The 26,272-nt window shown below is 62.0% G+C and carries 20 protein-coding genes, 1 tRNA gene and 1 pseudogene; 15 read left to right on the top strand and 7 right to left on the bottom strand.

What is annotated here, in order from left to right:
- Both B8784_RS19755 and B8784_RS19760 read right to left on the bottom strand, forming a co-directional pair.
- On the bottom strand, window positions 1-1,610 hold a 1,610-nt coding region (locus B8784_RS19755), incomplete at its 3' end, for a ParB/RepB/Spo0J family partition protein (protein WP_084399812.1).
- Between the two features lie 126 nt (window positions 1,611-1,736).
- Entirely contained in the window at window positions 1,737-2,933 is a 1,197-nt protein-coding gene (locus B8784_RS19760) for a DUF932 domain-containing protein (protein ID WP_084399817.1), read from the bottom strand.
- 221 nt (window positions 2,934-3,154) lie between these two features.
- Between B8784_RS19760 and B8784_RS19765 the strand changes: the two genes are divergently transcribed.
- From B8784_RS19765 to B8784_RS22260, 4 genes and pseudogenes are all read left to right on the top strand, one after another.
- Entirely contained in the window at window positions 3,155-3,433 is a 279-nt protein-coding gene (locus B8784_RS19765) for a hypothetical protein (protein WP_206740500.1), read from the top strand.
- Complete coding sequence (locus tag B8784_RS19770) at window positions 3,430-3,789, top strand: toxin-antitoxin system TumE family protein (protein ID WP_009802169.1); 360 nt, start codon at window positions 3,430-3,432, stop codon at window positions 3,787-3,789. The genes B8784_RS19765 and B8784_RS19770 overlap by 4 nt, the downstream gene beginning before the upstream one ends.
- Entirely contained in the window at window positions 3,786-4,178 is a 393-nt protein-coding gene (locus tag B8784_RS19775; protein ID WP_009802170.1) for an HVO_A0114 family putative DNA-binding protein, read from the top strand. Before B8784_RS19770 ends, B8784_RS19775 begins: the two co-directional genes overlap by 4 nt.
- Window positions 4,175-5,821 (top strand): annotated as a pseudogene (locus B8784_RS22260) (recombinase family protein); the annotation flags it as partial. The gene B8784_RS19775 and the pseudogene B8784_RS22260, both read left to right, overlap by 4 nt.
- Here the strand turns inward: B8784_RS22260 and B8784_RS19785 are convergent.
- A tRNA-Ser gene (locus B8784_RS19785) sits at window positions 5,792-5,881 on the bottom strand. The pseudogene B8784_RS22260 and the gene B8784_RS19785 overlap by 30 nt on opposite strands.
- 232 nt (window positions 5,882-6,113) lie before the next feature.
- Between B8784_RS19785 and B8784_RS22120 the strand changes: the two genes are divergently transcribed.
- The 7 genes from B8784_RS22120 (at window position 6,114) to mazG (ending at window position 13,033) form a co-directional block, all read left to right on the top strand.
- On the top strand, window positions 6,114-7,541 hold the full coding sequence (locus tag B8784_RS22120; protein WP_143435645.1) for a septal ring lytic transglycosylase RlpA family protein: 1,428 nt from the start codon (window positions 6,114-6,116) through the stop codon (window positions 7,539-7,541).
- Window positions 7,542-7,639: 98 nt separating this feature from the next.
- Window positions 7,640-8,797, top strand: coding sequence for a D-alanyl-D-alanine carboxypeptidase family protein (locus tag B8784_RS19795; protein ID WP_084399819.1), 1,158 nt, complete (start codon window positions 7,640-7,642; stop codon window positions 8,795-8,797).
- Window positions 8,794-9,426, top strand: a complete 633-nt coding sequence (gene tmk / locus B8784_RS19800; RefSeq protein WP_084399820.1) for a dTMP kinase — start codon at window positions 8,794-8,796, stop codon at window positions 9,424-9,426. The genes B8784_RS19795 and tmk overlap by 4 nt, the downstream gene beginning before the upstream one ends.
- Complete coding sequence (locus tag B8784_RS19805; RefSeq protein WP_084399821.1) at window positions 9,423-10,367, top strand: DNA polymerase III subunit delta'; 945 nt, start codon at window positions 9,423-9,425, stop codon at window positions 10,365-10,367. Before tmk ends, B8784_RS19805 begins: the two co-directional genes overlap by 4 nt.
- Window positions 10,368-10,378: 11 nt before the next feature.
- Complete coding sequence (locus tag B8784_RS19810) at window positions 10,379-11,152, top strand: TatD family hydrolase (RefSeq protein WP_084399822.1); 774 nt, start codon at window positions 10,379-10,381, stop codon at window positions 11,150-11,152.
- A 5-nt stretch (window positions 11,153-11,157) separates the two neighbouring features.
- The gene (locus B8784_RS19815) at window positions 11,158-11,964 is read left to right on the top strand and encodes an MBL fold metallo-hydrolase (protein WP_084399823.1); all 807 of its coding nucleotides are present in this window, start codon (window positions 11,158-11,160) and stop codon (window positions 11,962-11,964) included.
- Between the two features lie 238 nt (window positions 11,965-12,202).
- Window positions 12,203-13,033 (top strand): nucleoside triphosphate pyrophosphohydrolase, encoded by an 831-nt coding sequence (mazG, locus tag B8784_RS19820; RefSeq protein WP_084399824.1) that lies wholly within the window; start codon window positions 12,203-12,205, stop codon window positions 13,031-13,033.
- Here the strand turns inward: mazG and B8784_RS19825 are convergent.
- Window positions 13,030-16,455 carry a YhdP family protein gene (locus B8784_RS19825; RefSeq protein WP_084399825.1) on the bottom strand — a complete coding sequence of 1,142 codons (3,426 nt, stop codon included), beginning with the start codon at window positions 16,453-16,455 and terminating at the stop codon, window positions 13,030-13,032. The two genes, mazG and B8784_RS19825, sit on opposite strands and share 4 nt — an antisense overlap.
- 76 nt (window positions 16,456-16,531) lie before the next feature.
- Between B8784_RS19825 and B8784_RS19830 the strand changes: the two genes are divergently transcribed.
- The 3 genes from B8784_RS19830 (at window position 16,532) to B8784_RS19840 (ending at window position 18,980) form a co-directional block, all read left to right on the top strand.
- On the top strand, window positions 16,532-17,008 hold the full coding sequence (locus B8784_RS19830) for a peroxiredoxin (protein WP_084399826.1): 477 nt from the start codon (window positions 16,532-16,534) through the stop codon (window positions 17,006-17,008).
- Window positions 17,009-17,188: 180 nt separating this feature from the next.
- Window positions 17,189-18,403, top strand: coding sequence for a M23 family metallopeptidase (locus B8784_RS19835; protein ID WP_084399827.1), 1,215 nt, complete (start codon window positions 17,189-17,191; stop codon window positions 18,401-18,403).
- Window positions 18,387-18,980, top strand: a complete 594-nt coding sequence (locus B8784_RS19840) for a bactofilin family protein (protein WP_084399828.1) — start codon at window positions 18,387-18,389, stop codon at window positions 18,978-18,980. Before B8784_RS19835 ends, B8784_RS19840 begins: the two co-directional genes overlap by 17 nt.
- An 84-nt stretch (window positions 18,981-19,064) precedes the next feature.
- On the opposite strand, the gene prfB is transcribed toward B8784_RS19840, so the two are convergent.
- The 3 genes from prfB to B8784_RS19855 form a co-directional block, all read right to left on the bottom strand.
- Window positions 19,065-20,178, bottom strand: a protein-coding gene (gene prfB / locus B8784_RS19845) for a peptide chain release factor 2 (protein WP_143435646.1) whose coding sequence is annotated in 2 segments (ribosomal slippage) — window positions 19,065-20,108 and window positions 20,110-20,178 — 1,113 coding nt in all. Because the reading frame shifts where the segments join, the coding sequence is not laid out codon by codon here.
- 62 nt (window positions 20,179-20,240) lie between these two features.
- Complete coding sequence (locus tag B8784_RS19850; RefSeq protein WP_084399829.1) at window positions 20,241-22,832, bottom strand: penicillin-binding protein 1A; 2,592 nt, start codon at window positions 22,830-22,832, stop codon at window positions 20,241-20,243.
- A 94-nt stretch (window positions 22,833-22,926) separates the two neighbouring features.
- Window positions 22,927-24,147, bottom strand: coding sequence for an N-acetylmuramoyl-L-alanine amidase family protein (locus B8784_RS19855; protein WP_084399830.1), 1,221 nt, complete (start codon window positions 24,145-24,147; stop codon window positions 22,927-22,929).
- A gap of 374 nt (window positions 24,148-24,521) precedes the next feature.
- On the opposite strand from B8784_RS19855, the gene B8784_RS19860 reads away from it, so the two are divergent.
- Window positions 24,522-26,272, top strand: a 1,751-nt coding sequence (locus B8784_RS19860) for an Rne/Rng family ribonuclease (protein ID WP_084399831.1), incomplete at its 3' end; no start/stop codon positions are given.

Below are 26,272 nucleotides of genomic sequence, written 5' to 3' on the forward strand. Positions count from 1 at the left end.
TCGTTGTCGAACCCGACCAGCGCCTCCCACAGATCCTCAGGCGCTTTCGGCAGCGCCCCTAGCCAGCTCGTCGTGCGATCGTCGATGCTGAGCGCGTAAGCCGTGTCGCCAAGGCCCGGCGCCTGGGCGCCGAAACCGGCGCTGTGCGGCGTGATCTCGACGCAGCTATCCAGCGGATAGTGATAGAAGAGCCGGAGCGTCATCGCGTGCAGGGCGGCGAGGAACGCCGTCTGCGGATCGTTGGCGAGCGCGTCGCGAAGGGCGAGCGTGCGATGCGCCGTCAATTCCATGACGAGGCGGTCGGAGAGCGGCTTCAGGCCATCGTCTTCCTCTTCCGCCTCGTCGCTGGCGTCCGGGGGCGTAGCGTCGTCGACGTTCTCCTCGGCAGACGCGTCGATCCCATCGACCTCGTCCTGTTCGTCGGATTCGCCGGAAGGTTCATCCTCGGTACGGACATAGCCACGTTCGACACGCAGGCGGCCGTCATGGCCGATGCTGGCGAAGACGCCGGCCACGGCGATTTCGTCCGGCTCGAAGCGGACGGGCCGCTCCTGCAAGGCTTCCATCGCCGTTTCGATCTCGCCGAGCCGGGTGTCGATCTCTTCCGGGAACTCCTCGGCGTCGGCGTACTCGTCTTCGAGCTTGTCGTATTCGGCCTTCAGCGCGTGGAAGCTCGCGATCTCGTCCTCGCTCATCGGCTCGGTCTCGCCGACGATCCGGCGTAGACCGTAGGTGTGGCCGTAGGGAAAGTCCGTGCCGATCTCGATCCATTTCCAGCCCTCGGCGCGGATCGCTTGCGCCTCTGTTTCGAGCTTTTCATCGACAAGTTTCGCAAGCAGGCCTGCATCCTGCAGCCATCCGCCATCGTCGGACTGGAACAGGTCGCGAAGGATAGCGCCGCCGGCCGCCTCATAGGCGCCGAGCCCGACGAACTGCGCCCGCCGGTCGGAGGCGCGCACGGCGCCTTCGGTCAGCATGCGGCGGATTTCATAGGGCTGTTTCACATAAGTCCGTTTGATCGACTCCCAGACCTGTTCCTGGCGCTCATGGTCGGGATTGACCGTGAAGGCCATGAGCTGGTCGAGGGTCAGTTCCTCCTCGGCGTAGGCGTCGAGAAGCGACGGCGCGATAGCGGCGAGCTTAAGCCGCTGCTTGACGACATTCGCCGAGACGAAGAAGGCCGCCGCGATTTCTTCCTCGTGTCTGCCTTTCTCACGCATCGCCTGGAAGGCGCGGAACTGGTCGAGCGGATGAAGCGGCGCACGCTGAACATTCTCGGCGAGACTGTCTTCTTCAGCGAGGCCGTCCGTGCGCACGATGCAGGGCACGGGCGCTGTGCGGTTCAGCCGCTTCTGCTTGACCAGAAGTTCGAGCGCCCGGTAGCGGCGTCCGCCGGCCGGGATCTCGAACATGCCGGTTTCCGCGCCGTCCTCGTCCAGCACCGGCCGGACGGTGATCGAGGACAGGAGCGTGCGCCGGGCGATGTCCTCGGCGAGCTCCTCGATCGAGACGCCGGCCTTGATGCGCCGAACATTGGACTGGCTCAGCACCAGCTTGTTGAAAGGGATGTCGCGCGAGGCGCTGAGGGTGATTTTTTGAGACTTGGTCATGTCAGTTCTCCGTGGGCGGGCTGGCCGAAAGCCTCTCTCTCGACCTCCAAACCCGTCACGAAGAACCCGGCCCGCCTCGTCCTCTTGAGGAAGCGACGGACCGGAAAGGCGGAGCACCGGTTGAAGCTACGCTGCGCGCTCCAGGAGCTTCTTCGCCTTGCCCTCCATATCGAGTCGGGCGTCCTGCTGCGGCTTCGACCGGGCGACCGCGGTGATGCCCTGCACGAAGTCGAACACGGACTCGGGCGGCCGGCCTTCCTCGGCCAAGACCGTTTCGACGATCCTGGCCGTCTCCGCCTTGGAGAAGCCCCGCTTACGGAGGAAATCGGTGCGGTCGTCGTCACTGTGGGCGACGATCCGCTCGCGCGCTGCTCGAATGCCTTCGATGAAGGGGCGTGGCGAGGAATCTGCAAAGCGGGTCAGAGCCGGCGCCGCCTCGTGCGCGAAGCGATTAGCGGCGTATTTGGAATGCCGGATGCTGATTTCCTGGAAGTCCTCAACGCCCCAGAGATTGCGGTTCTGGCAGACGGCGCGCAGATAGAAACTGGCGATGCCGAGCGTCTTCGCGCCGACCTCCGAGTTCCAGCAATAGAAGCCCCGGAAATAGAGATCGGGAGATCCGTCGGGCAGCGTGCCCGCCTCGATCGGGTTCATGTCGTCGACCAGGAAGAGGAAGACGTCTCGGTCGGAGGCGTAGAGCGTGGTCGTGTCCTTGGTGATGTCGACCACCGGGTTGTAGACGCCGCTCGACCAGTCGAGCGTGCCGGGCACTTTCCAGCGCGTATCGCCAGTTCCGTTCCCCGCGATCTTCTGCACGGCGGCCACGAGTTCGTGGTCGTAGATGCGGCCATAGTCCGGGCCGGTGACGGCGCGCAGTTCCGTGCGCCCGTCTTCGGTTTCCAGCGTCTTGATCTGCTCGGCGCGGTGCGAGGTGAGCCCGTATTGCAGATTGATGCCTGCGAGCGGCGCCGGGAGTTGGCGCAGATAGGCCGCCGGCGCGCTGACCAGGCTGGCGAGTTGGCCGAAGCTCCAATGGGTCGGCGCGACCGGCGCGTCGGCTTCGGGCAGGATGAGCGCCAGGTTTTCCGGATCGTCGCGATGGGCATCGACGCGGATCGCCGCGCTCTCGACCGTCCGCGTGCGGCTGCGCTCGGCGCGGCCCTTCACCGAGGCGTAAAGCTCCGACAGGGACAGGTAGCGCTCGTCATCCGGCCGGGAAAACCATTCCGAGGAGACGCGGCCGATCCGTTCTCCGCGCGAGATATCGACTTTGTAGCCGCCGCTCGCGTCGCGTCGGCCGTCCAGGGTTTCAAGGTTCGTCATGGGTCAATCTCCGTGGACGGGCCGGCCGAGAGCCTCTCTCTCGACCTCCAAACCCGTCACGGCGAAAGCCGCCGAACTCTTACTCTTTATCGGGGAACATGTTCGTCTTGATTGGCCAGGCATTTGGCGCAGCACCGCCGAACACCTGTCTTCGCCGCCGTTGACGCTTCACCCGGATGCGGAGCATTTCTCCGCGTACTACGGGGCGGCACAGTCGCTTCATGTCCAATTCCGTACCCAAACGCCGGCAGCGTTCGCGCGCGGCAAAAATTGATCTTTACGACTACGCGCAGATTCCGGAACCGAAGCCGCGTGGACGTCCCGAACCAGAGTTGACCGACTGGCGCGTCACCGATGAGTGGCTGAAGCGCGTGCCGGTCACTTCGTCCGAAGTGGATGTGTTTGAGGCCTGGTTCGGTGATCTGTTCGACGATTTGTTCGGCCCCTTGGGTTCGGTTGGCTCCTTGACAAAGTTATCATCTAAAGATAACCTAATATGACAGAGGAGACATACGATCCGAGCCTTGACGCCTTGCTCGATCTCGATGGCCAGGTGCTCGTCATCGACCCTGCGGGCAGGCATTGGGTGAAGTTCGTCGTTACGCGCGTGCCCGTTAGCCCGGAGAAGCCCCATGGGCTCGACTATTCGCTGACGCTGCACGGACCTGACGGCGAGCGGCTTGTCGGCTTCGACAATGCTCATCCTGTCGGCCGCCGCAAACGCGGAGAACCGCAGGATCACCGCCACCGGCTCCGGACCGTGCGTCCCTATGACTATCAGGATGCCGCGAGCCTGATCGTCGATTTCTGGGAGACGGTGGATGCAGTGTTAAAGGAGCGAGGCGTACTGCAATGACGACGTTGAAGATCGGCATCGCCGATTATGAGGAGATGAAGGCCCGCACCATGCGGATCGCCCGCGGCGAGCAAAAGCCGGGGCCGGACGATCCGAAGGTATGGTTCACATCGACCGAGTCCTTTGCCCAGGTGCTGTCAGCCGGTAATCGCGAACTGTTGCGGACCATCGCCGAACGCGCACCGGCTTCGCTTGACGAGTTGGCGGAGATGACTGGGCGCGCCAAATCGAACTTGTCGCGAACGCTGAAGAAGATGGCCGAATACGGTTTGGTCGAGATGGAACCGGAAGGGCGCCGGCGGCGTCCGCGAGTCCTCTACGACCGTGTTTCGCTTGATCTGACGTTGACCGGCGAGGAATGGCGAAAGGCAGCGGGAGGCGCATCATGAACGCACCGCAAAACGCCGTGAAGCTCCGCGCCGCGCTTTACCTGCGCGTCTCGACGACGCGGCAGGCCGAGCATGACGTCTCGATCCCTGACCAGAAACGCCAGGGCGAAGCGTGGTGCGAGGCGCGCGGCTACGAACTCGTCGAGACCTATGTGGAGCCAGGAGCGTCAGCAACGAACGACAAGCGCCCCGAATTCCAGCGCATGATCGAGGCGGGTACGTCCAAGCCCTCAGCCTTCGACATCGTGGTCGTCCACTCATTCAGCCGTTTCTTCCGCGACCATTTCGAGCTGGAGTTCTACGTCCGGAAGCTCGCCAAGAACGGCGTCAGGCTCGTCTCCATCACCCAGGAGATGGGCGACGATCCCATGCACGTCATGATGCGCCAGATCATGGCGCTGTTCGATGAATATCAGTCCAAGGAGAACGCCAAGCACGTCCTGCGCGCGCTCAAGGAAAACGCCCGCCAGGGCTTCTGGAACGGCTCGCGCCCGCCCGTCGGCTATCGCGTGGTCGCGGCCGAACAGCGCGGCGCCAAGACCAAGAAGAAACTGGAGATCGATCCGCTGCACGCCGACACGATCCGGCTGATCTATCGCCTCGCCCTGGAAGGGGACGGAACGCGCGGGGCCATGGGCGTCAAAGCGATCGCCACGCATCTCAATGGCAGGGGCATCTTCACGCGAGACGGCGGCCGCTGGGGCATCGGACAGGTTCATCGCATCCTGACCCGGCGGACCTATATCGGCGAGCATCAATGGGGCAAGCATCGCAAGAACAAGGAGCCGACCAAGCCGGAAGACCTGGTGACGGTTCCGGTTCCGCCGATCATAGACCGCAAGACCTTCGACGCCGTGCAGAAGCTGATGCAGGCGCGCAATCCCAAGGTCGCGCCGCCACGCGTAGTGACAGGACCAACCTTGCTGACGGGGATCTGCTTTTGCGGCAAGTGCGGCGGCGCCATGACCATCCGCACTGGCAAGAGCGGGCGTTACCGCTACTACGCCTGCTCGATCAAGGCGCGTCAGGGCGAGACTGGCTGCAAGGGCCGGACAATCCCGATGGATAAGCTCGATACGCTGGTTGCTCAGCATCTGGAGGAGCGTCTGCTGACGTCTGATCGGCTGGAAGAGGTTCTCGTCGATGTGCTCGACCGACGGCAAGAGCGCGCTGAGCGCCGCCGTGAGCACATCGCCGAACTGAACCGGCGGGCAACGGAATCGGAGCTGCGGCTGAAACGCCTTTACGACGCCATCGAGATCGGCGTCGCCGACCTCGACGATCCGGCGCTGAAAGAGCGCATCGCCGGTCTGAAAGTCCTTCGTGATCAGGCGAAAACCGACGCGGAACGCGCCGAAGCCATGCTCGACAGCGCCACTCATCAGGCCGTCACGCCGGAAATGATCGAGAGATTCGCCGCAGCGGCCCGCGAGAAAATGCGGTTGGAGGGCGGCGGCTATCGGCGCGATCATCTGCGCGCGTTAGCTCAGCGCGTCGAGGTCGACGAGCGCGAAGTGCGCATCATGGGATCGAAGAACGAGCTTCTGAGAACCCTAGCCGCCGCAAATAGCGCAGAATCGGCGGCGAACGGCGTGCCCAGTTTTATACCGAAATGGCGGAGGAGGAGGGATTCGAACCCCCGGAACGTTCGCACGCTCAACGGTTTTCAAGACCGCCGCATTCAACCACTCTGCCACTCCTCCGTGGCCGGGCGCCTGTTTCGGGCATCGCCCCGACAAATGCAATAGGGCGAGTGAACCTCATTTCTGCCTTAATCCGCACAGACGTTAACGGGGTCTTGCAAGACAAGGCAAAACTGTCACTCTGCATTCACCCTGTGTCCATCCTGATATGGTAAACAGCTTCTCATCAGGTAAAAATCCTGTGCAGCCGGCAGAAGACCGGCCTGCCAAACGACCGCAGAATGAGGTTCACATGGCCAGCTCGATCGCGCTTCGCGTCACCAGCTTTCTTCTCACCAGTGCCGGTCTCGCCTTTGCGCTGCCAGCAGCCGCCGGCAACAACGGCTCGGCGCCGATCGTCTATAAAACGGGTTCAGGGCAGGGCGGTTCCGTACCGCAGCCCGACCGCGCAGCTTCCCAGGATGCCTGGCGCGGGCCGGTCACACGGACCGGATCGGTCACATTGCCGAATCAACGCGAGCGGGTCGAGTTTGCCTATCCGGGCAGCAAGGCTCAAAAGGTGAGCCAGCCGGTTCGGCCGCTGCGCCAGATGGCGAGCGTCGAGCAGAGCCCGAAGGCGAGCCGTCCGCAGTCCAGCGATGAGATGTGGCCGACAGAATCGCCGCAGACACCGAAATCCCAGCCGGTTTCCGAAACCGGCACACCGCGCACGCTGACGCTTGGCATGAACGCTTCCGTGCCGGCGACACAAACACCGCGCGTCACCGAGGCCGCTGCTGGTCCGGTTACGCCGCAAGCCGCCAAAGCCGCACACGAAGAACGGGGCCTTGCCTCCTGGTATGGCGCAGACTTCGACGGCAAACCGACAGCCAATGGCGAAATCTTCGACATGACCGGCATGACCGCCGCTCACCGCACCCTCCCGCTGCCGAGCCTCGTGCAGGTCACGAATGAGGCGAACGGCAAGGAAATCGTCGTGCGCGTGAATGACCGTGGACCGTTCACGCAGGGCCGCATCATCGACCTTTCGAAGCGCGCAGCTGAAACGCTCGACATCATAGAGCAGGGCGAAGCTCCCGTAGTCGTTCGTTATCTCGGCCCCGCGCCAGCCTTGCCGGGCGATGGGGACGTCCAGATGGCGTCGCTCGAGACCACACCGGTCAGCCAGCCGGCCCCGGCGCCCGCGCCGCAACGCCCGAATCTCTATGGCGACATGCTGCTTGGCGGCGTGGAGCCGACCCTCGGTGTGCCGGATCCCGGTAACAGTGAAGCCACACCGGCCAGGCTCGTTCCGGAGAAGAGCGACAATGCCAGCGACAGCAAGGATGAGGGGTACGCCCCGCGTACCGTCATGGCCGAGAATCTGGATTCGCTTCAACGTGCTCCGCAACCGTCCCGGCCTGTTCAGTCCTATCAGCCGAGCCGCGCTGCTGCCCCCGTCCAGGCCGCCTACACGCCGCAGAAGGCCCGGCCGGCCGCAGATGCCTTTTCTCCGCAAATCTTCGTCCAGATTGGTGCCTTTGCGGACATCAGCAACGCCCAGGGCATGAATGCCCAGGTTGGCGGCGCCTTCCCGGTCGATGTGGAATCGGTGCGCGTGAATGGCGCAGACTATTTCCGCGTCATGGTCGGCCCGTTCGCAAATCGCGATGCCGCCGAGCGTGCCAAGGTGCAATTGCGCACCCGCGGTATGAATGACAGCTTCGTTGTGGTGCGATAATCAGCAGCAGCCATTGACCTTCGTCTCAAAGCGGCCCCTTTTCTAGGTCACGTTTCACCTGTTGTGTTGACGTGACCTGATCAGGAGATGCCGTTCTGATGCCCTTTCAGAAAGTCCTTGCCGCCGTTGCCTTCGCGTTTGCCTCCTCGCTTGCGGCCAGCGCACAGATTATCGATACCCAGGCTGAGTATGCCGTCATCATGGATTATGAGACCCAGGAGGTGCTCTTCTCCAAGAATGGCGACAAGCCGATGGTCCCGGCTTCGATGACCAAGATCATGACCGCCCATACGGTCTATGAGGCCATCGAGAATGGCGAGATTTCGCTGGATGACCGGCTATCGGTCAGCGAACGCGCCTGGCGCGAGGGCGGCTGGGCGACGGGCGGTTCGACCATGGGCCTCAAGATCGACGAGAAACCGCGCGTCGAAGACCTTCTGCGTGGCGTCATCATCCTGTCCGGCAATGATGCCTGTATCGTGCTGGCCGAAGGCCTGGCAGGCACCGAAGAGGCCTTTGCCCGCCGCATGACCCAGCTGGCCAAGGAAATGGGCCTCGACTCGGCCAATTTCAAAAATGCGAGTGGCCTCTATGCCGAAGGCCACGTCATTTCGCCCATCGATCTGGCGAAACTCGCCCGCTACGAAATCGACAAGTTCCCGCAATATTATCAGTTCTACTCCCAGAAGGAGATGAGCTGGAACGGCATCACCCAGGGCAACCGCAATCCGCTGCTCTACACGATGGAAGGTGCCGACGGCCTGAAGACCGGACACCTCGAAATCTCGGGATACGGCCTGACGGCCTCTGCTGTGCGTGACGGTGAGCGCCGCATCCTCGTCATCAACGGATTGCCGAGCTCCCAGGCGCGCGCTGATGAGGCGGAGCGTCTGATGCGTATCGCTTTCACCGCGTTCGACACCAAGACGATCGAGCCATCCGATACGCCGCTGGCCGAAGTGCCGGTCTGGAATGGCGAAGCCCGCAAGGTTGGTGTGAAACTGACCGGGCCTGTCCGTGTATCGGGCCACAAGACGGCTTTCGGAGATGCGAGGATGGAAGTCGTCTATGACGGCCCGCTGGAAGCGCCCATTGAGGCTGGCGATCGGGTGGCGAAACTGGTGATCAGCATGGATGGCAAGGAAGAGCCGGTCACCGCACCTCTGGTCGCGACCGAGTCGGTTGCGAAGCTTGGCTTCCTCGGCCGGGCGATCGAAGGCCTCAGCCTCAAAATGGGCGCCGGACCGGACGCATGACGACACGCGGGCGCTTCATCACGGTTGAAGGCGGCGAAGGCACTGGCAAGTCGACGCTGATCCGGTCACTGGCCGAAGCGCTCGAAGCCGATGGCAACAGCCTGCTCGTCACCCGCGAGCCCGGCGGAACGCCGCTGGCGGAGGAAGTCCGCGCACTCGTCCTTTCGCCACCGGAGAATGAGCATTGGAGCGCGCTTGCCGAAGCTCTGCTGATCAACGCCGCGCGCGCCGATCATGTCGAGAAGAAAATCCTGCCAGCGCTCAAAGCCGGGGAATGGGTGCTCTGTGACCGCTTTGCCGACTCGACCCTCGTTTATCAGGGCGCCGGCGGTGTCAGCGAAGATGTGCTGCTCGCCATGCAGGCCGAAGTCACCCGCAAGGCGCGGCCGGACCTCACTCTGGTGCTCGACGGGCCTGTGGACAAACTGCTTGGCCGCCGCGCCCAGCGTGGCACGAGCGACGTGTTCGAGGCCCGGCCGAACAGCTTTCACGAAGAGGTCCGGGCAGGCTTTCTCAAGATCGCCGAGCGTGAGCCGGGCCGGTGCGTGATCATCGATGCCCTTCAGACGCCGGCGGCCATGCTGAAAGATGCAAGACGGGCGGTGCGTGAACGCTTGGTGGCGGCATGAGCGAGCCAGCTTTTCCGCTGTTCGGCCATGAGGAGGCCCAGGCCGAATTTCTCAGCGCTCGTGAAAGCGGGCGCCTCCACCATGCCTGGATCATCGAAGGGCCATCCGGCATCGGCAAGACACGCTTTGCGACCCGCCTGGCCTCGCTCCTTCTTGGCGCCCGGCCTGTGGACGGCGATCCCGCCGGCGCGCCGGAGAGCGACCCGGTCATGCAGAAAATCCTGTCCTCAGGCCACCCGGACTTCAAACACGTCCAGCGGGAAGCCAATGACAAGGGTGTTCTCAAGCAGGACATCTCAGTCGACCAGATCCGTGATCTCAATGGGTTCTTCTCACTCAAGCCGGCGCTTGGCGGCTGGCGCGTCGGGCTGATCGATTCACTGGACGAAATGAATGTCAGCGGCCTGAATGCGGTGCTGAAGACGCTCGAAGAGCCGCCGGACCGGGCAATCCTGTTTCTGATCTCGCATGCGACCGCGCCAATCCTGCCAACCATCCGCTCACGCTGCCAGACGCTGCGGCTTCGCACGCTGTCGGAAGACGACACACGCAAGGCGCTGGCAGCTTCCGAGCTGGAGGCCGGCGATGCGCTGGTGCAACTGGTCAAGGGACGGCCGGGCCGGGCCGAAGAGCTGTCCGGGCCGAAGGTCATGGCCGCGGCGAGTTCGGCGCAAAGCCTGCTCAAGGCGCTGCCATCGGCCAATGATGCGCAGATCTCGCAAGCGATCACGCAGGCCAGCGAGGACGATGATTCCTTCGGCGCTTTTGCCGAGGAGCTGCTCGACTGGGTGAGCCTGAAGGCGAGCCATGATCCGGACTGGGCAGAAGTCTGGTTCCAGAGCCAGGAAATCATCGCCTCGCAGCGCAGTTTCCATATGCCGCCCGTGCAGGCTGCGGCGAAACTGGTGGCATGTCTTCAAACAGCCTTCGCGACCCGCTAAGGGCTGTCTGCATGTTCGATACGCATGTGAACCTGCACGCCGATGCCTTTGCCGAGGATCTGGAAGATGTCCTGACGCGGGCGCGCGAGGCTGGCGTCACGCGCTTTCTGGCGATCTGTGACCGTTTCGACAACTATGCGAAGGTGAAGGCAATTGCCGAGGCGAACGCCGATATCTGGAATTCAGCCGGGGTGCACCCGCATCACGCCAAGGACTTTACCGATCTCAGCGAAGACGCCTTGCTGGCGGCGGCCAGCGACCCGAACACAGTGGCGATCGGGGAAACCGGGCTCGACTTCCATTATGGCTATTCGGCCCTGGACGACCAGGTCGCGAACTTCCGCCGGCATATTGCCGTGGCGCGCGAAACCGGCCTTCCTCTCGTCGTCCACACGCGGGAAGCCGACGATCTGACCGGCGACATTCTCGAGGAAGAATACGCCAAGGGTGAATTCCCGATCCTGCTGCATTGCTATACCGGCGGACAGCGTCTAGCCGACCGGGGCATGGCCCTCGGTGCTTATTTCTCTGTCTCCGGCATCGTTTCCTTCAAGAATGCCAAGGATGTCCGATCTGTCATTTCGAGTATTCCGATGGACCGGATCATCCTTGAGACCGATTGCCCGTATCTCGCACCTGTGCCGTATCGCGGCCGGCGCAATGAACCGGCCTATCTGGGCCATGTGGCCGAAGCGCTGGCGCCGCTGCATGAGCTAACGGCGCAGAAGGCAGCCTCAATATGCGAGCATAATGCCTTGGAACTTTTTCATAAAATCTCAGCTTAACCCGCATGGATGCACGTTTCACACTTCTCGGCACAGGCTCATCCGGCGGCGTCCCGCGCGTTGGCAATGACTGGGGTGCCTGCGATCCCGCAGAGCCTCGCAACCGCCGCCGGCGCTGCTGCGCGTTGCTCGACGCCGGCGACCTGAGCGATCCCGGCCAATGCACGCGGATCCTGATCGATTCCTCGCCAGACCTACGCGAGCAATTGCTGGACGCGCAGGTGCGCCATCTGGATGCGCTCGTTTACACGCACGATCATGCCGATCAGACGCATGGTATCGACGATGTCCGCGCTCTGGCGCTTCAGATGCGCAACACGGTTCCGACCTTCATGGACGCGCCGACAGCCGCCTCGCTCAACACGCGGTTTGAATATGTCTTCAAGGGGAAGGGGGGCTATCCGCCCATCCTCAACCAGCAACCACTGATCGAGGTTGGAACGCCGTTTACGGTGTCCGGCCGCGGGCCCGACGTGCATTTGTTACCCGTCGATCAGGAGCACGGACGCATTCGCAGCCTCGGCTTCCGGATTGGCAATATCGCTTACTGCAATGATCTGAACGATCTGCCGGGCGAAAGCATCGAGGCCCTCAAGGGTGTCGATATCCTGATCGTGGACGCACTGCGCTACACGACACATCCAAGCCACGCCAATGTCGAGCAATCGCTGGCCTGGGTCGAGCAGATCGCACCGGAGCAGGCCTGGCTCACCAATCTGCACGTCGATCTGGACTACCAGACGCTTTGCCAGGAGCTGCCGAGCCATATCCGCCCGGCCCATGACGGACTCGCTATCCCGTTCCGGCTCTAACTCATCCCATCATTATTTCCCATAATATTGATTATGCAATCTTTGGGCGGACTCGGATAAGGCTTTCCCTGATCGGCCGATCAGGCCTGAAACCTCGCATGCCCGGATTGCTGTCAGCGCTGTTTCGCAAGCGCTATTCGACCATTCGGGCCCTTGCATGGGCCCCTCATCCCCGGCAAGTCGTAAATCAACTATGAACGCTGGCGCGGCTGGCGGACCTGATCACGAAGAGAGCGATATGGCCCCCTCCTCCCCTTCCGAATTCGAGCGTCTCAAAGAGATCATGGCGAAGCTTCGTGATCCCGATGGCGGCTGTCCCTGGGATCTCGAGCAGGATTTCGCGTCGATTGCCCCCTATACGATCGAGGAAGCCTATGAGGTCGCCGACGCCATCGAACGCCAGGATTTTGGCGAATTGCGCGACGAACTTGGCGATCTTCTGCTTCAGGTGGTTTTCCACAGCCAGATGGCGTCTGAAGCCGGCCACTTCAGCGTTGAGGATGTCGCCCATGCCATCAATGACAAGATGGTGCGCCGACACCCGCATGTCTTCGGAACGCCCGATGGCCGCAGCGCGAGTGGGCAGACCGACGCCTGGGAAGCCATCAAGGCACAGGAGCGCGCCAACAAGACCGGTAATGGCGAGAGCGTCTCGGCCCTGGATGGCGTCGCCCGTGCCTTGCCCGCGCTCATGCGGGCCGAAAAGCTCCAGAAACGGGCCGCACGAACCGGCTTTGACTGGACGAACCCAGCCGACATTCTTGAAAAGTTGGACGAGGAAACCGGCGAAGTCCGCGAAGCCATCGACGAAGGCGATATCGACGCCATCGAAGACGAGATCGGCGATCTTCTCTTCGTCGTTGCCAATCTGGCGCGCCGCTTCAAGCTCGATCCGGAAATCGCGCTACGAAAGGCCAATGCCAAGTTCGAACGCCGCTTCCGGGCGATGGAGCTGCTGGCCGCCTCAACCGGGCGGGTCTTTTCCGATCTCTCACTTGAGGATCAAAACACGCTGTGGGGCGATGTAAAACGTGACGAACCCGGCCGGCGAAGCGCCTCCGACACTTAATTGTCCGACGAGCCCGGCGCGGACGGAATGAATTCGGCATCGGGCATGGGCGGCGCGGGCGGCGTGCGGTTCGGATCCACTGGAAGACCTTCGGGGATCGAAGTGTCCGCCGGGTTCTCGAAGATGCGCCGCAGGATACCCGGTGTCACCGCCGAAAGCGGATTGATGGCGACCTGCGCCTTGTTGAGGTTGCCGCGGACGCTGTAGGTTAGCGAAAAGATGCCTTCGCCTTCGCGTCCGACGAAAAGGTCGCCGATAACAGGTACGCCGCCAAGCATGGAATTGACGCCAAAGCTCGGCACGAGGACGCCGCTCAGGCGGATATCCTCGCCGCCCTGGCCAATATAGCCGTTCATGGTCAGGCCCAGAGCCGGACCGTTCGCGCGTGCGCCATCGATAATGAAGCGATTGCCGGCCGCGGTCACCGGCACCTCGATATCCGAGAACAGGACGCCCTCACCGCTTAGCGTGTCGGCAAGGCCGCGCAACGAGGCCAGCGACAGCACCTGCGTCAGGAATGGCGCATTCTGCATGCGCACATCTCTAAGCATCAGTCTCATATGCGCCGGGGTATCGCCACGAGCGAGGGTGCCCTCCAGCGCTAGCGTGCCGCCGGACAGGAAGTCCTGGCCGAGAAGCCCGCGCATGAAGAAGCCGGCATCGTCACTCTCAAGATCAACACTGGCGGGCTTTTCCGGTGTCGGACCGGTATAGACCGCGCTCAACTCGCCCTGGCCGCCATCCATCTGACCGCGTGCGGCCACGTCCCGGACGCCTACTTTCGTGCTTCTGAAATTCAGCGTGGCATCCGACAGCTCGAGCCCGTCGCGCAGTCTCAACGTGTCAATCGCCGCATCGAGCGTGAGCGGAATGGAGAAGCCGGCTGCGCCATCAACCCCGCCAATGTCGCCGAAGAACGCACTCGCATCGAGAAAAGCGCCCTCAAGATTGCTCGTAAAGGTATCATCCTCCTGCCGGATAATGTCGCCGCTGACCTCAAGGAAATCCTCGACATAGGCTTCGCGGACCTGAAGCTCCTGCAGGCGGCCTTCGGTACTGACGCGGACATCGCCGTCGAACCGTGCGCGTTCACTGCGGAATTCGAGCGTCGAGGCCGTCATGTTCGAGCCTTCGCCATAGGTAAGCGTCGCACTGGCAACCTCCCCGGCCGGCTTGATCCAGCCAAGCTCCGACAGGTCGATCCGCGACTGCTGCAGATCAAACCCGATCTGGACGCGCTCCACCCCGCCGGTCGCGACAAGGGCCTGCACCTCGACCGGAATATCCCCACTCAGATAGGCCCGGCCGACAAAACCGAAGCGATTGAGAAAGTCTGGTGAAATAAACGAGCTCGCCGAAAGATTGGCCGGCGCCCCCTCGTCATCGAATTCATCGCGCCAGGTAAACTGCACCGGCGCCGGGCCGAGATCGCCAAAGCCTGTGAGGACCAGCCGCTGGTCGGTCAGGTCAACGTCGGCTTCGGCGCCCACCAGGTCGAGACCCGGCAAGGCATTCTCGAGCCTCGCATCCGTGACCGTTCCCGTTACCGTAATGTCGATGTCGGACATCGGCACATCATCAAGCGCCGGGCGGTACATCTCGAACGTCAGATCCGCAGTGCCGGAAAAACGCTCCGGATCGAAGTCCCGGGCCTCTTCGTCGAGGAAGCGGGACTCCGAGATGTTGCGCATGGCATTGACGAGCGGTCCCCGGCCGCGGGCCTCAACGCGGAACAGCTCGCCTTTCGGGTTAAACTTCGGGAACTGGACACTGCCTTCGGTCAGCTGCCAGCCATCAATTTCCCCGCTGCTGAGATTGACGGAAAACCCGTTCCCGGTCAGCCGGCCGGAGCCGACGCCTCGTGTGACCGGTGGCAGGCTGTCCATGAAACGGACATGCCCGTTCTCGACCACGAAGCGGACATCGAGATCGTCGTCGCGCAGATAGCCCTGCTCGAAACTTTCCGGGGCAAGCGTGAGGCTGACATTCGCTGCCGTCGCGCGCCCCGCCTTTATACGCTTCACAGCAAAGCGCCGGGCGCCCGCGCCAAGGGTTTCCGGCCAGTACTTGAAGACATCGCTGACCTCGACGCCGCCTTCCATGGACGCTTCTATATCGAGGTGAAACGGCAGCTGGCCCGGCTCGATGTCGGTCTCGGGGCGGAAGGTTCCCTCCCCCTGCATCACCATGTCATCGCTGGTGAAGGCTAGGCGGTCCAGCCGGACGATCAGCCCGTTATGATTGAGCGTTCCCTGCAGATCAATGTCGGTAAAGCGCCATGCTTGCGGAAAATATGGCGTGAAATCAATCGACAACGCACTGGACTTCAGGTCGAATCCTGTGTCTCCACTCTCAGCCACGGGCTGGTTCACAGATCCTTCCCAACTGCCGGAGATAAGTTTTGAAACGACGTCGAGCCGATTGATCTGGAGTTCGTCGGCCTGCGGGTCATAGTCGAAATCGAAGCCCAGCTCATCGACGTCAATGCTGCGGTCTCCGATCTGGAACTGTCCTTCTTCGGCCTCGGCATCCAGCGCGATCTGGGTCAGCCCGGCTGAGGGTTCATAGCGCAGACCGAAGCCGATATCGGCCGGAAACCCCGAGATTCGTTCCGGGGGCGCCCCAAGCCGTGTGGCCAGATTCCCGACGCTCCAGTCATCGATCGCCAGGCTGAGCGACAGGTTGTCAAAGGCGACCGGCACAATCATCCGGGCATCGAGGTCCCCCGGCAGGCCGAGCCCTTCCCCGCCGCCGGCGAGGCGAACCCGGATGCCTTCAGTATCTGTCTGGGTGTAACTGCCCGAGGCAGCCGTCATCTCCCCGATGAGCGTTCCATCGCTACCGTGAAACCGCAGATCCATGCGCTCGAAAGACACCGCCTCCAGGCCGGCATCCTGACGACTTGCCTTCAGGCCGGATAGAATGTCGCCAAGAACGTCGTTTGCGCGGTCCAGCCACTCAGCTGGCGTTTCCGGCAGCGCACGCACTTCGAATTCGGGAAGCGGCTCGCCGCCAAACGTCCAGAGCGTCGGCGTGACATTGCGCACATCGACCCAGCCGTCCCGCATCTCGGTTCTGAGCACTTCGGTGCGCCCGAACACCAGCGAGCCGGCATCCAGCGTGATCAGCGCTTCATCGGCCCGCGCGGCAGGCTGGCCATCGGCATCGTCGAGGCGAAGCTGCTCGGCCGAGACGATGACACGTCTGTCGGAGGGCGACCATTGCAGGGTCAGCTGTTCGATCTCGACATTGCGCCCGTCGCGCGCCTCCTCCAGCGCGCGCTCGACATCGCTCTTGAAGATGCTCAACTCGACCGGCCCGCTGGCCAGCATGAACGCCAGGATCACCACTGCGGCCACAGCCAGCAGAAGAATGCCACCGAGCAGTTCAAGTGTGACAACGGTCGCCGTCTGTCTGACCAAGTTCTGCCTTCCCTTTTGCGATTCAGCTCTATTATGGCTAGCAGCTTAATGAAGCAGAAATGGGACAGGAAAGCATATGACTGCAGCAGTGGATACAGGCATGAAGGCCCCGGCGCTCACGCTTGAGGCAACGGGCGATCAGACCCTTTCAATTCCGCCGCAGAACGGACGTGGCCTGGTGGTCTTCTTCTACCCCAAGGACAACACGCCCGGCTGCACGACAGAAGCCAAGGCCTTCAGCGCGCTCAAGGATGCTTTCGACAAGGCCGGCTATGATATTGTCGGTATCTCCAGGGACGGCATGAAGGCGCACGAGAACTTCATCGCCAAACAGGACCTCACGATCCCGCTCGCCAGCGACAAGGAGGGCGAGGCCTGCGAGGCGTTCGGCGTCTGGAAGGAAAAGAACATGTATGGACGAAAGTTCATGGGAATCGAACGGTCCACTTTCCTGATCGATGCGGACGGCATCATTCAGGGTGTCTGGCGGAAAGTGCGCGTAAAGGGACACGCAGAAGCTGTGCTTGAGCAGGTCGAAAACACGGAGAGCTAGCTCGTGCTGCCCAAATTTCGTGTCTTAAGCGACATTTTACTTCTCTATGCAAAAAGTAAGGGCAAAAGTGGGGCGGAGCCCTTTCCGTGCCATGCCGAATTGGGTTACTAATGATCGGTGTTGGGGGAGCAAGCTGTTATTACAGCAGCGCAATCGAGTAGATGAGGGCAGGCGCGCAACATGAAAAACCCGACGATGAAAGTCCGCGAACTTTTTAGTCGCCTCTTTCCGGAACGTCAGATTTATCACCGCAGCGGCGGGACGGTTCGTTATTTCACGGTCTCTCCCTTGCAACAGGCGGTTCTCGCCGTTGCCGTCGCTGCCGCAGTCGGGTGGTCCCTCTTCGCCACGGCCAATCTGGTCTTCCTGCCCAAGCAGAGCACCATCGGCTCTGGCCAGTATGAAATCGACAAGTATGAGCGCTGGGTCCAGGAATTGCGGGCCCGCGACGCCCTCTCCCGCTCCCAGCTGGTCGAGCGGACCGAGGCCTTCCAGGAAGCCACCGTCAATTTCGAGCGTCGTCATCAGACACTCGAAGTGCTGCTCAACACCCTGAAGAATGGCGGCGAGCTGGAAGCCAGCGCCCTGCGCGGCAATGATGCGCCCCTGCTCGTGAATGTGTCGATCGACGAGGCGGATCGCCGCCAGTCGCGCCCCTCCTCCGGCGCCCGGCCAGACGCAGCCAATGTCGGCCTGCGCGGCCAGATCAACGACATCGAGGAAGAACAGCAGGCTTTCCTGAACGAGGTTGAGGAAATTGCCGTCGAACGCGCGGAAACGGCTCGCGGTGTCCTGCGGCTGACCGCTGTCGGCTCGAATCGCATCGAGGACAATCGTGAGATGGGCGGCCCGCTCATCGAGTTTGCGAGCCTGGCAAAAGGCAAATTCGATTCGCCTGAAGAGGCTGCCTTTGCCGAACGTGTCGCTCAGGTGGCTGCACGCATGGAAGAAGCGCGCTACTATCAGGACGTCGTCGACAACCTTCCGCTGGCTGGCCCCGTGGGCGTGCCGTGGCGGATCACATCGAATTACGGCCTGCGGGTCGATCCCTTCAACAAGCGTCCGGGCTGGCATAATGGTCTCGATATCGGGGCCTACTGGAATGCGCCGATCACCGCGACGGGCCCGGGCAAGATCAGCTTCGCCGGCGTCAAGTCAGGCTATGGGCGTATCGTCGAAGTGGATCACGGACACGGCTTCAAGTCGCGCTATGCGCACCTGAAGCGGATCAATGTCAAAAAGGGTGATACTGTAGCCATTGGTGATGTCGTAGGCGCCATGGGTTCGACAGGTCGCAGTACCGGACCGCACCTTCATTACGAAGTGTGGTTCAACGGAAAGCCCTACGACCCAGTAGATTTTCTGAAGGCGGGTAAACATGTTCACGAAGACTAAAGACACCGAGCAAGCTCCAAGCGGCAATCCGACACAAGACGCCATCAAAGGCGCAGCCAACAAGCCGACGGCACGCTCAGCAGCATCCATCATCTGTGGCGACATGGAGATTCATGGTTCGATCACGTCCGAAGGTGCCCTGCAGATTGACGGTCTTGTCGATGGCGACGTCTCCGCCTCCGACATCACGATCGGCGCTGGCGGCAAGGTCGTTGGCGAGGTCAAGGCCGAGGCCGTGAAGGTCAAGGGCGAGGTCCAGGGCTCCATCCGGGCGCGCAAGGTCGAGCTCGAAACCGGCGCCAAGGTCCATGGCGACATCCTGCACTCCTCGCTTAGCATTCAGCCGAATGCGATGTTTGAAGGTCAGGTCAAGCATGACCATGACCCGCTGAAGGACTCCGCGCCCAAGCCGGCCAACTCGGATCGCGCAACGACAGCCTCCAGCAGCAAGCCAGCCGAAACGCCGGCGGCCAGCACCACAAGCTCATCGACAAGCTCCAGCAATCCGGCCGCCCCGTCCGGCTCCAGCCCGTCTTCGGTGCGCAACTATACGACAGGCTCTTCGGCAATTTCGTAAGGCCACTCAGGGCAAGACTGTTTTGAGAAAGCCGCTCCCGATAGGAGCGGCTTTTTTTTGGTTCGGGCTTTATTTGATCAACGACTAGGCCGCCGTTTCAGATTCACCCACAACGGAGTGGGCCAGCGCCGCACTCAGGAAATCATCGAGGTCGCCATCCAGGACGGCCGATGTGTTCGACGTCTCGTGATTGGTGCGCAGATCCTTCACCAGCTGATAGGGCTGCAGCACATAAGAGCGGATCTGGTGGCCCCAGCCGATCTCCGACTTCGAATCGTGGCTGTCCTGCGCGGCTTCCCGGCGCTTCTGCAGCTCAAGCTCGTACAGCTTGGAGCGCAGCATCTCCCAGGCCTTGGCCCGGTTCTGGTGCTGGGAGCGCCCGGCCTGGCAGGCCACGACAATGCCCGTCGGATCGTGTGTCAGCCGCACGGCCGAATCGGTCTTGTTGACGTGCTGCCCCCCTGCCCCCGAGGAGCGATAGGTGTCGGTGCGCACATCGGACGGGTCGATATCCACCTCGATCGACTCATCAATCACGGGCGAGACGTTGACCGACGCAAAGGAGGTGTGGCGCCGTGCCGACGAATCATAAGGCGAGATCCGGACAAGCCGGTGAACCCCGTTCTCCGACTTCAGCCAGCCATAGGCATTGTGGCCGGAGATCAGCAGTGTCGCCGACTTGATGCCAGCCTCGTCGCCCTCGTGGGAATCGACTTCTTCCACCTTGTAGCCGCTCTTTTCCGCCCAGCGCACATACATCCGGCGCAGCATGGAGGCCCAGTCCTGGCTTTCCGTGCCCCCTGCCCCGGCATTGATCTGCAGGTAGCAATCATTGGAATCGGCTTCGCCGGAGAGCAGCGCTTCGAGTTCGGCCTTGGCCGCCTTTTCGCGGGCTGCTTTGAGCGCCGTCATGACCTCGCCGACCATGGCCTCGTCGCCATCGGCAAGCTCATAGAGCTCCTCGCCGTCCTCGGCTTCCTTCTCCAGCTCCAGAACCGTGCGGATGCCGTCTTCGAGCCGCTGGCGTTCGGCCATCAGCTTGCGGGCGGCTTCTGGGTCATTCCAGAAGTCCGGCTGTTCGGACAGCGTGTTCAGTTCATCGAGACGTTTTTCGGCGACGTCCCAGTCAAAGACGCCTCCTCAGCAGCTCTGCAGACTGCTTGATTTCTTCAACAAGAGTGTTGATTTCGGTCGACATTGTCTTCCCCGGTTCAACTTGAATGGTCTAGCCTGATGCGATGCCCAATCAGTTGGCTGGCGTCAATAAATGCCACCCAGATTTTCATCAGCAACATCATCTTCATTTAGCGGCTCGATGCCTTCCTGAAGCGGATCGGCGACATCGTCACGGCTACCCGAACCATTGCCCTGGCGTGTCCCCGAGACGGAGAAACCACCCCCGTCATCGAAGACGGCGCCCGGCTCGGTGCCCGGTTTGAACGCTTCGACAATGACTTCGCCTGAGGACGGCGTCGGCAGCCGGCCGGTATCGTGATCGACCTGAACCAGACGAACCCCCGGCGGGATCCGGAATGGCAGGGCCGGCTCATCCTTGAGGGCCACTTCCATGAAGTCGGTGAAGATCGGCGCGCCGACAGAGCCGCCAGCCTCGCCGACGCCCAGTGACTTCGGTGTATCGAAGCCGACCCAGACGCCCACAACCAGGTCGGGCGAGAAGCCGTAGAAAAGCGCATCGACATAATCGTTCGTCGTGCCGGTCTTGCCGGCGAGCGGCTTGCCGACGCGGCGGGCGCGGCGGGCGGTACCGCGCTCCACGACGCCTTCGAGCATATGGACAACCTGATAGGCCACGACCGGGTTTACGAGCTGCTCGCGATTGTCCGGCAGCATCGGCGGCGCCTTGCCATCCCATTCCAGCGCATCGCATTTTTCGCAGGTGCGCGTGTCGTGTTTGTAGAGCGTATTGCCGTGCCGATCCTGCACGCGGTCGAGCAGAGTGGGCGTGACTTCCTTGCCGCCATTGACGTAGGCCGCATAGCCGCGCGCCATGCGCCAGGGTGTTGTCTCACCCGAACCGAGCGCCATGGCCGGATAAGGCGGAAGATCGTCATAGAGGCCAAACCGCTCGGCATATTCGGCCACCTTGTCGAGGCCGATATCCACGGCCACCCGCGCGGTGACCTGGTTGAAGGAGCGCTCGAGCGCGGTGCGCATCGTCACCTCGCCATAGGAGCGGCCTTCAGAATAGTTTTGCGGCTTCCAGACCTCGTCTGTGTTCTCGTCATAATAGACAAAGGGCGCGTCCAGGATGCGGGTCGACGGCGTATAGCCATTTTCCAGCGCGGCCCCGTAGACGAAGGGCTTGAAGGATGAACCGGGCTGGCGCTCGGCCTGCATCACGCGGTTGAACGGGCTCTTGAAGAAGGAATAGCCGCCAACCATCGCCAGCACGCGGCCGGTGTGCGGATCGAGGGCGATGATCGCCCCTTCGACTTCGGGCACCTGACGCAGGATCGCGATATCGGCCGGGACATAGACCCAGTCCTCCTCGCTTGCCTCACCAGTTTCCTCGCCTTCACCGGCCGGCTTTGTCTCTTCGGCTTCGCCCGCATCGCGGCGCTTTTCCGTGCGCTCGACTTCGACGAGCACGACATCGCCGGGCGCAAGCCCTTTCTCGCTCGAACCTTCACGGCTCCAGCTGCGCGCCCATTCGACATCTTCCTTCGGGATGGAGGTGGTGCGCTCATCGTGAAGGACGAGGCTTGCCCCGTCATTGCCGATCTTGCGGATCATGCCAGCTTCCCATGTGCCATAGCCCGGCGGCAGGGTCAGTTCCTCAAGCTGCTCGGACACGTCCTGATTGGGATCGATCTGAGCGAACGGCCCACGATAGGAATGCCGGCGGTCATAGGTTTCCAGCCCGGTCTGAAGGGCTTCCTGGGCGGCCAATTGCAGGCGCGTATCGATGGTGGAGCGGATGGAGAGGCCGCCGCGCTGCAAGGCTTCCTCGCCATACTGGTCGGTCAGCTCCTTGCGCAACTCCTGCACGAAATAGGTCGCGGCCGCATATTCGGGGCCGCGAAGGCGCTGCTTCACCTTGAGCGGCTTTTCCCGGGCCGCATCGGCCTCTTCCCGCGTGATATAGCCATCCTCGACCATACGGCCGAGCACATAGTTGCGCCGCGCCAGCAGGCGCTCGGGTCGGCGATAAGGGTTCACCGTGGAGGGTGCCTTGGCGAGCGATGCCAGGATTGCAGCCTCGGAGAGATCGAGCTCCGGCAGCGACTTGTCGAAATAGATCAGCGCAGCCGAGCCGACGCCATAGGCGCGCACGCCGAGATAGATCTCGTTGAGATACAGCTCCAGGATCTCATCCTTGGTGAAGGTGTTCTCCATGCGCCGCGCAATGATCGCTTCCTTGATCTTGCGCGTAATCGTCTGGTCGCGCGTCAGCAGCATGTTCTTGGCGACCTGCTGGGTGATCGTGGAGCCGCCTTGAAGGTTGCCGCCGCCGGTGAGCTTGATCTTGGCGGAATTGATCGCCCCGCGCATGATCCCGACAAAGTCGAGGCCATGGTGGGTGAAGAACTTCTTGTCCTCGGCGGCCACGAAGGCCTCTTTGACGTGCTCGGGAATCGATTCGACCGGCACGAAGACACGATGCTCCTCGGCAAACTCGGCAATCAGCGTCCCGTCCCCGGCGTGAACGCGCGAGGTGATCGGGGGCTCATAGCTTGCCAGCCGCTTATGCGACGGCAGATCGCGTGCCAGCGCAGCCACCCAGACGGCCAGCGCGATGAAAGCGATGACGCCGAGGATGAAGAGTGCGATAAAAACCCGGCGGACAAGCTTCCAGGTCAGAAAGCGTTTCTTTGACGCCTGTTCAGTCATGATGAGTCGTGCCTGTGATAGAAGTCAGGGCCTGAATGGCAGCACAGTCTGGCCAGAGTAAGGCGCTCCCCTGTCAGACGAAAGCCAAAAACACCTAATTCGCTGCATAGAGCATGTCGCGCCGGTCAAAATACCGGTCGATGGCCCGTCCGACGGCCTCGGCCATCTTGCGGCGACCGCTCTCGGACGACAGACGCGCGACATCCGAGCGATTCGTCAGGAAGCCGATCTCGAGCAGAACGGCCGGAACGTCCGGCGCCAACAGCACGAAGAAGTTCTCCTCGCGGTGACTGTTGCGGACCACCGGTCCGGCCTTGGCGAGTTCAGGCGTCAGCAGGTCTGCGAAGATGGAGGAATTGGACTTGGTCTCACGCTTGATCAGGTCCGCCAGAATGCCGGAAACCTCCTGCGAGGTTCCGTCCTCGATTGGCATGTCCCAGCCATTCGACATGGCTGTGCGATCCACCCGGCGTTCGCCGCGCGCAGACAGCGTATAGACCGTCGCCCCGGATACCCCGGAATTTGCAGCCGCATCGGCATGGACTGAAATGAAGAGATCCGCGCCCCAGTTGCGGGCCATGGAGACGCGGTCCTCATGTTCGATATAGCGGTCGTCCTCACGCGTGAGATGCACCTTGTAACGGCCCGAGCGTTCGAGGACTCTCTTCAATTCCAGAGAGGCGGCCAGCACAATGGCCTTTTCACGCTTGCCATTATGGCTCGATGCGCCGGGATCGCGCCCACCATGACCGGGATCGATCACGACGACGTATTCGTCCGGCCGCTTGCCAAGCTCCGTGCCGCGCCCCTGCCCCGGTTCCGGCTTAATTTCGTGGATGGCCGCATAGCTCGTCCGGGCGGCGGTATCCCGGGCGGCAGCCTTGTCGAACCGGATCGGTGCGACACGCACCAGGTCGATGACTAGGCGGTGTCGCGGCTCGGCCGTTGTCGGTGACAGGCTCAAGGCCCGTGACACCATCATCGGTGTGGTCAGGCTGAAGAGGATTTCGCCATTGCGAATCTCATAGGCGTCGATCGCCCCCTGCGGCGCGGGGGTCTCTGCATTGAGCGCAACGCGGGAGCCAGTGAGCTTAAGATCCACCTGGCGGCGCCCTTCCCCGGAGACAAGAAAAGCCTCATGGTCAAGCGCATCGTCACCGGCAATCATGATGCGGGTATATTCGCTGTCGCCGGTCACTGCGATTTCGCTGATTTCAGCCGCATAGGCAAAGCCGGCAACCCATAGACAGGCCGCAAACAACGCCGTTTTGCGAATCAGACCGCTCACCATCTTTCCCACGCGTTTTCTCAGCATGACTTGCTTCTCTCATGCCATACTTAAGATTAATCCAATATTTACCGTCCGCGCGGGCACTGCGTTTTTCCGCTTTATGTCATTTTACGCTTTTCATTCGCACCGGGTTTGGGCATGCTTGGGTCACCCTGATCCGTCAGGGCGAGGATAATCCAGAACAGGCGCGTGACCGGGAGGAGCCCGCATGCGGCCAGGTTCGACACGGAATACCAGATCAATGTCGCTTTCGAGCCACCAGACATCGTCAAGGATTGCGCTACACGGCGCGCGGATGGCTGGGCTCGTAAGCATTCCACAAAACATCACTGGCGACAGACGCAGAGCCCCCGAGACTGCTCGGAGGACCGCGCCGCCAGCCAAAAAGGCGATTGCATATGAGCAAGTTAATGCTGATCGATGCGGTCCACCCGGAAGAGACCCGGGTGGCCCTCGTTTCGGATGGGCAGGTTGATGATTTCGACTTCGAGACAACCGGCAAGGAGCAGCTGAGAGGCAATATCTACCTCGCGAAAGTCACGCGGGTAGAACCTTCCCTCCAGGCCTGCTTCGTCGAATATGGCGGAAACCGGCACGGTTTCCTCGCCTTCAACGAAATCCACCCGGACTATTACCAGCTTCCGCAGGAAGACCGCGAAGCCCTGCTGCAGGACGCCGCGCGCGCCGCCGAGAGCGAAGACCTCGATGCCGATGACCCGGACGAGGATATCGACTCCCCCTCAAACCTCATCAAGTCCGATGACGACAATGATGATGAGGGCGAGGATGACGGCGAGACCAGCGATGACGGTGACAATGGCAAGCCCAGGAAGAGCCAGCGCGCCAATACACGCCGCTACAAGATCCAGGAGGTCATCCGGCGCCGTCAGGTAATGCTGGTTCAGGTCGTCAAGGAAGAACGCGGCAACAAGGGCGCTGCCCTGACCACCTTCCTGTCGCTCGCCGGGCGTTACAGCGTGCTTATGCCGAACACCCCGCGCGGCGGCGGCATCTCGCGCAAGATTTCCAACAGCTCCGACCGCAAGCGCCTGAAAGAGATCATGAGTAGCCTCGACGTGCCGCAAGGCATGGGGTTGATCGTTCGCACCGCCGGGGCCAAGCGCACCAAGACAGATATCCGGCGCGACTATGAATATCTCCAGAAGCTGTGGGACAATATCCGCAACAAGACGCTGGAATCGATTGCGCCCTGCCTCATTCACGAGGAGGGTGGCTTGGTCCATCGCGCCATGCGCGACATGTTCGACAAGGATATCGAGGAAGTCATCATCCAGGGTCAGACGGCCTATCGCGAGGCCAAGGATCTCGCCAAGCTGATCATGCCGACCCAGGCGCGGAAGGTGAAGCAGTGGAAATCCAAGGCGCCACTCTTTGTTTCAGAGGGCGTCGAGGACCAGCTCGATTCGATTTTCTCGCCTGTCGTGCAGATGAAGTCCGGCGGCTATCTGGTCATCAACCAGACCGAAGCGCTCGTCGCCATCGACGTGAACTCGGGCAAGTCGACCCGTGAACGCAATATCGAGCAGACGGCCCTGCGGACCAATCTTGAAGCCGCCGAGGAAGCCTGCCGCCAGATGCGCCTGCGCGACCTGGCCGGCCTGATTGTCATCGACTTCATCGACATGGAGGAGAACAAGAACAATCGCGCCGTCGAGAAGAAGCTGAAGGATTGCCTCAAGATCGACCGTGCGCGCGTCCAGTGCGGGAAGATCTCGCAATTCGGCCTGATGGAAATTTCCCGCCAGCGCCGTCGCGCCGGTGTTCTGCAGGCGACTTCCGATCCGTGTGATGCGTGTAATGGCACCGGACGCCGGCGTTCCGTGCCGTCCGCGGCGCTGCAGCTCCTGCGGGCGCTCGAAGCCCGGGCGGCTGGTGGCGGGCTCGCCTCCATCACCGCGCATGCTCCGACAGATGTTGCGCTCTACCTGCTGAACAACAAGCGCGAAGCCGTCACCGAGATCGAGGATATGGCCGGCTTTGCCATCTCGATCCGCTCCTCGGATGATTTCCTGCCGGGCGACTTCAAGATCGACGCTGAAAAGGATCCGAACAAGAAGTCCCGGCGCCGCTCGAAAGGCAGTGATCGTAACATGCATATCGTCGGCGACGAGGATGACGAGGCGCTTCC

It is taken from the genome of Henriciella aquimarina (genome assembly GCF_002088975.1).
Lineage (GTDB): Bacteria > Pseudomonadota > Alphaproteobacteria > Caulobacterales > Hyphomonadaceae > Henriciella > Henriciella aquimarina.

Coding starts and splice junctions, on each gene's coding strand:
- B8784_RS19855 (WP_084399830.1), bottom strand. CDS start 24,147: ATGCTGAGAAAACGCGTGGGAAAGATGGTGAGCGGTCTGATTCGCAAA.
- B8784_RS19760 (WP_084399817.1), bottom strand. CDS start 2,933: ATGACGAACCTTGAAACCCTGGACGGCCGACGCGACGCGAGCGGCGGC.
- B8784_RS19770 (WP_009802169.1), top strand. CDS start 3,430: ATGACAGAGGAGACATACGATCCGAGCCTTGACGCCTTGCTCGATCTC.
- B8784_RS19765 (WP_206740500.1), top strand. CDS start 3,155: ATGTCCAATTCCGTACCCAAACGCCGGCAGCGTTCGCGCGCGGCAAAA.
- B8784_RS19810 (WP_084399822.1), top strand. CDS start 10,379: ATGTTCGATACGCATGTGAACCTGCACGCCGATGCCTTTGCCGAGGAT.
- B8784_RS19795 (WP_084399819.1), top strand. CDS start 7,640: ATGCCCTTTCAGAAAGTCCTTGCCGCCGTTGCCTTCGCGTTTGCCTCC.
- tmk (WP_084399820.1), top strand. CDS start 8,794: ATGACGACACGCGGGCGCTTCATCACGGTTGAAGGCGGCGAAGGCACT.
- B8784_RS19830 (WP_084399826.1), top strand. CDS start 16,532: ATGACTGCAGCAGTGGATACAGGCATGAAGGCCCCGGCGCTCACGCTT.
- B8784_RS19840 (WP_084399828.1), top strand. CDS start 18,387: ATGTTCACGAAGACTAAAGACACCGAGCAAGCTCCAAGCGGCAATCCG.
- B8784_RS19805 (WP_084399821.1), top strand. CDS start 9,423: ATGAGCGAGCCAGCTTTTCCGCTGTTCGGCCATGAGGAGGCCCAGGCC.
- B8784_RS19835 (WP_084399827.1), top strand. CDS start 17,189: ATGAAAAACCCGACGATGAAAGTCCGCGAACTTTTTAGTCGCCTCTTT.
- B8784_RS19775 (WP_009802170.1), top strand. CDS start 3,786: ATGACGACGTTGAAGATCGGCATCGCCGATTATGAGGAGATGAAGGCC.
- B8784_RS19815 (WP_084399823.1), top strand. CDS start 11,158: ATGGATGCACGTTTCACACTTCTCGGCACAGGCTCATCCGGCGGCGTC.
- B8784_RS22120 (WP_143435645.1), top strand. CDS start 6,114: ATGGCCAGCTCGATCGCGCTTCGCGTCACCAGCTTTCTTCTCACCAGT.
- B8784_RS19850 (WP_084399829.1), bottom strand. CDS start 22,832: ATGACTGAACAGGCGTCAAAGAAACGCTTTCTGACCTGGAAGCTTGTC.
- mazG (WP_084399824.1), top strand. CDS start 12,203: ATGGCCCCCTCCTCCCCTTCCGAATTCGAGCGTCTCAAAGAGATCATG.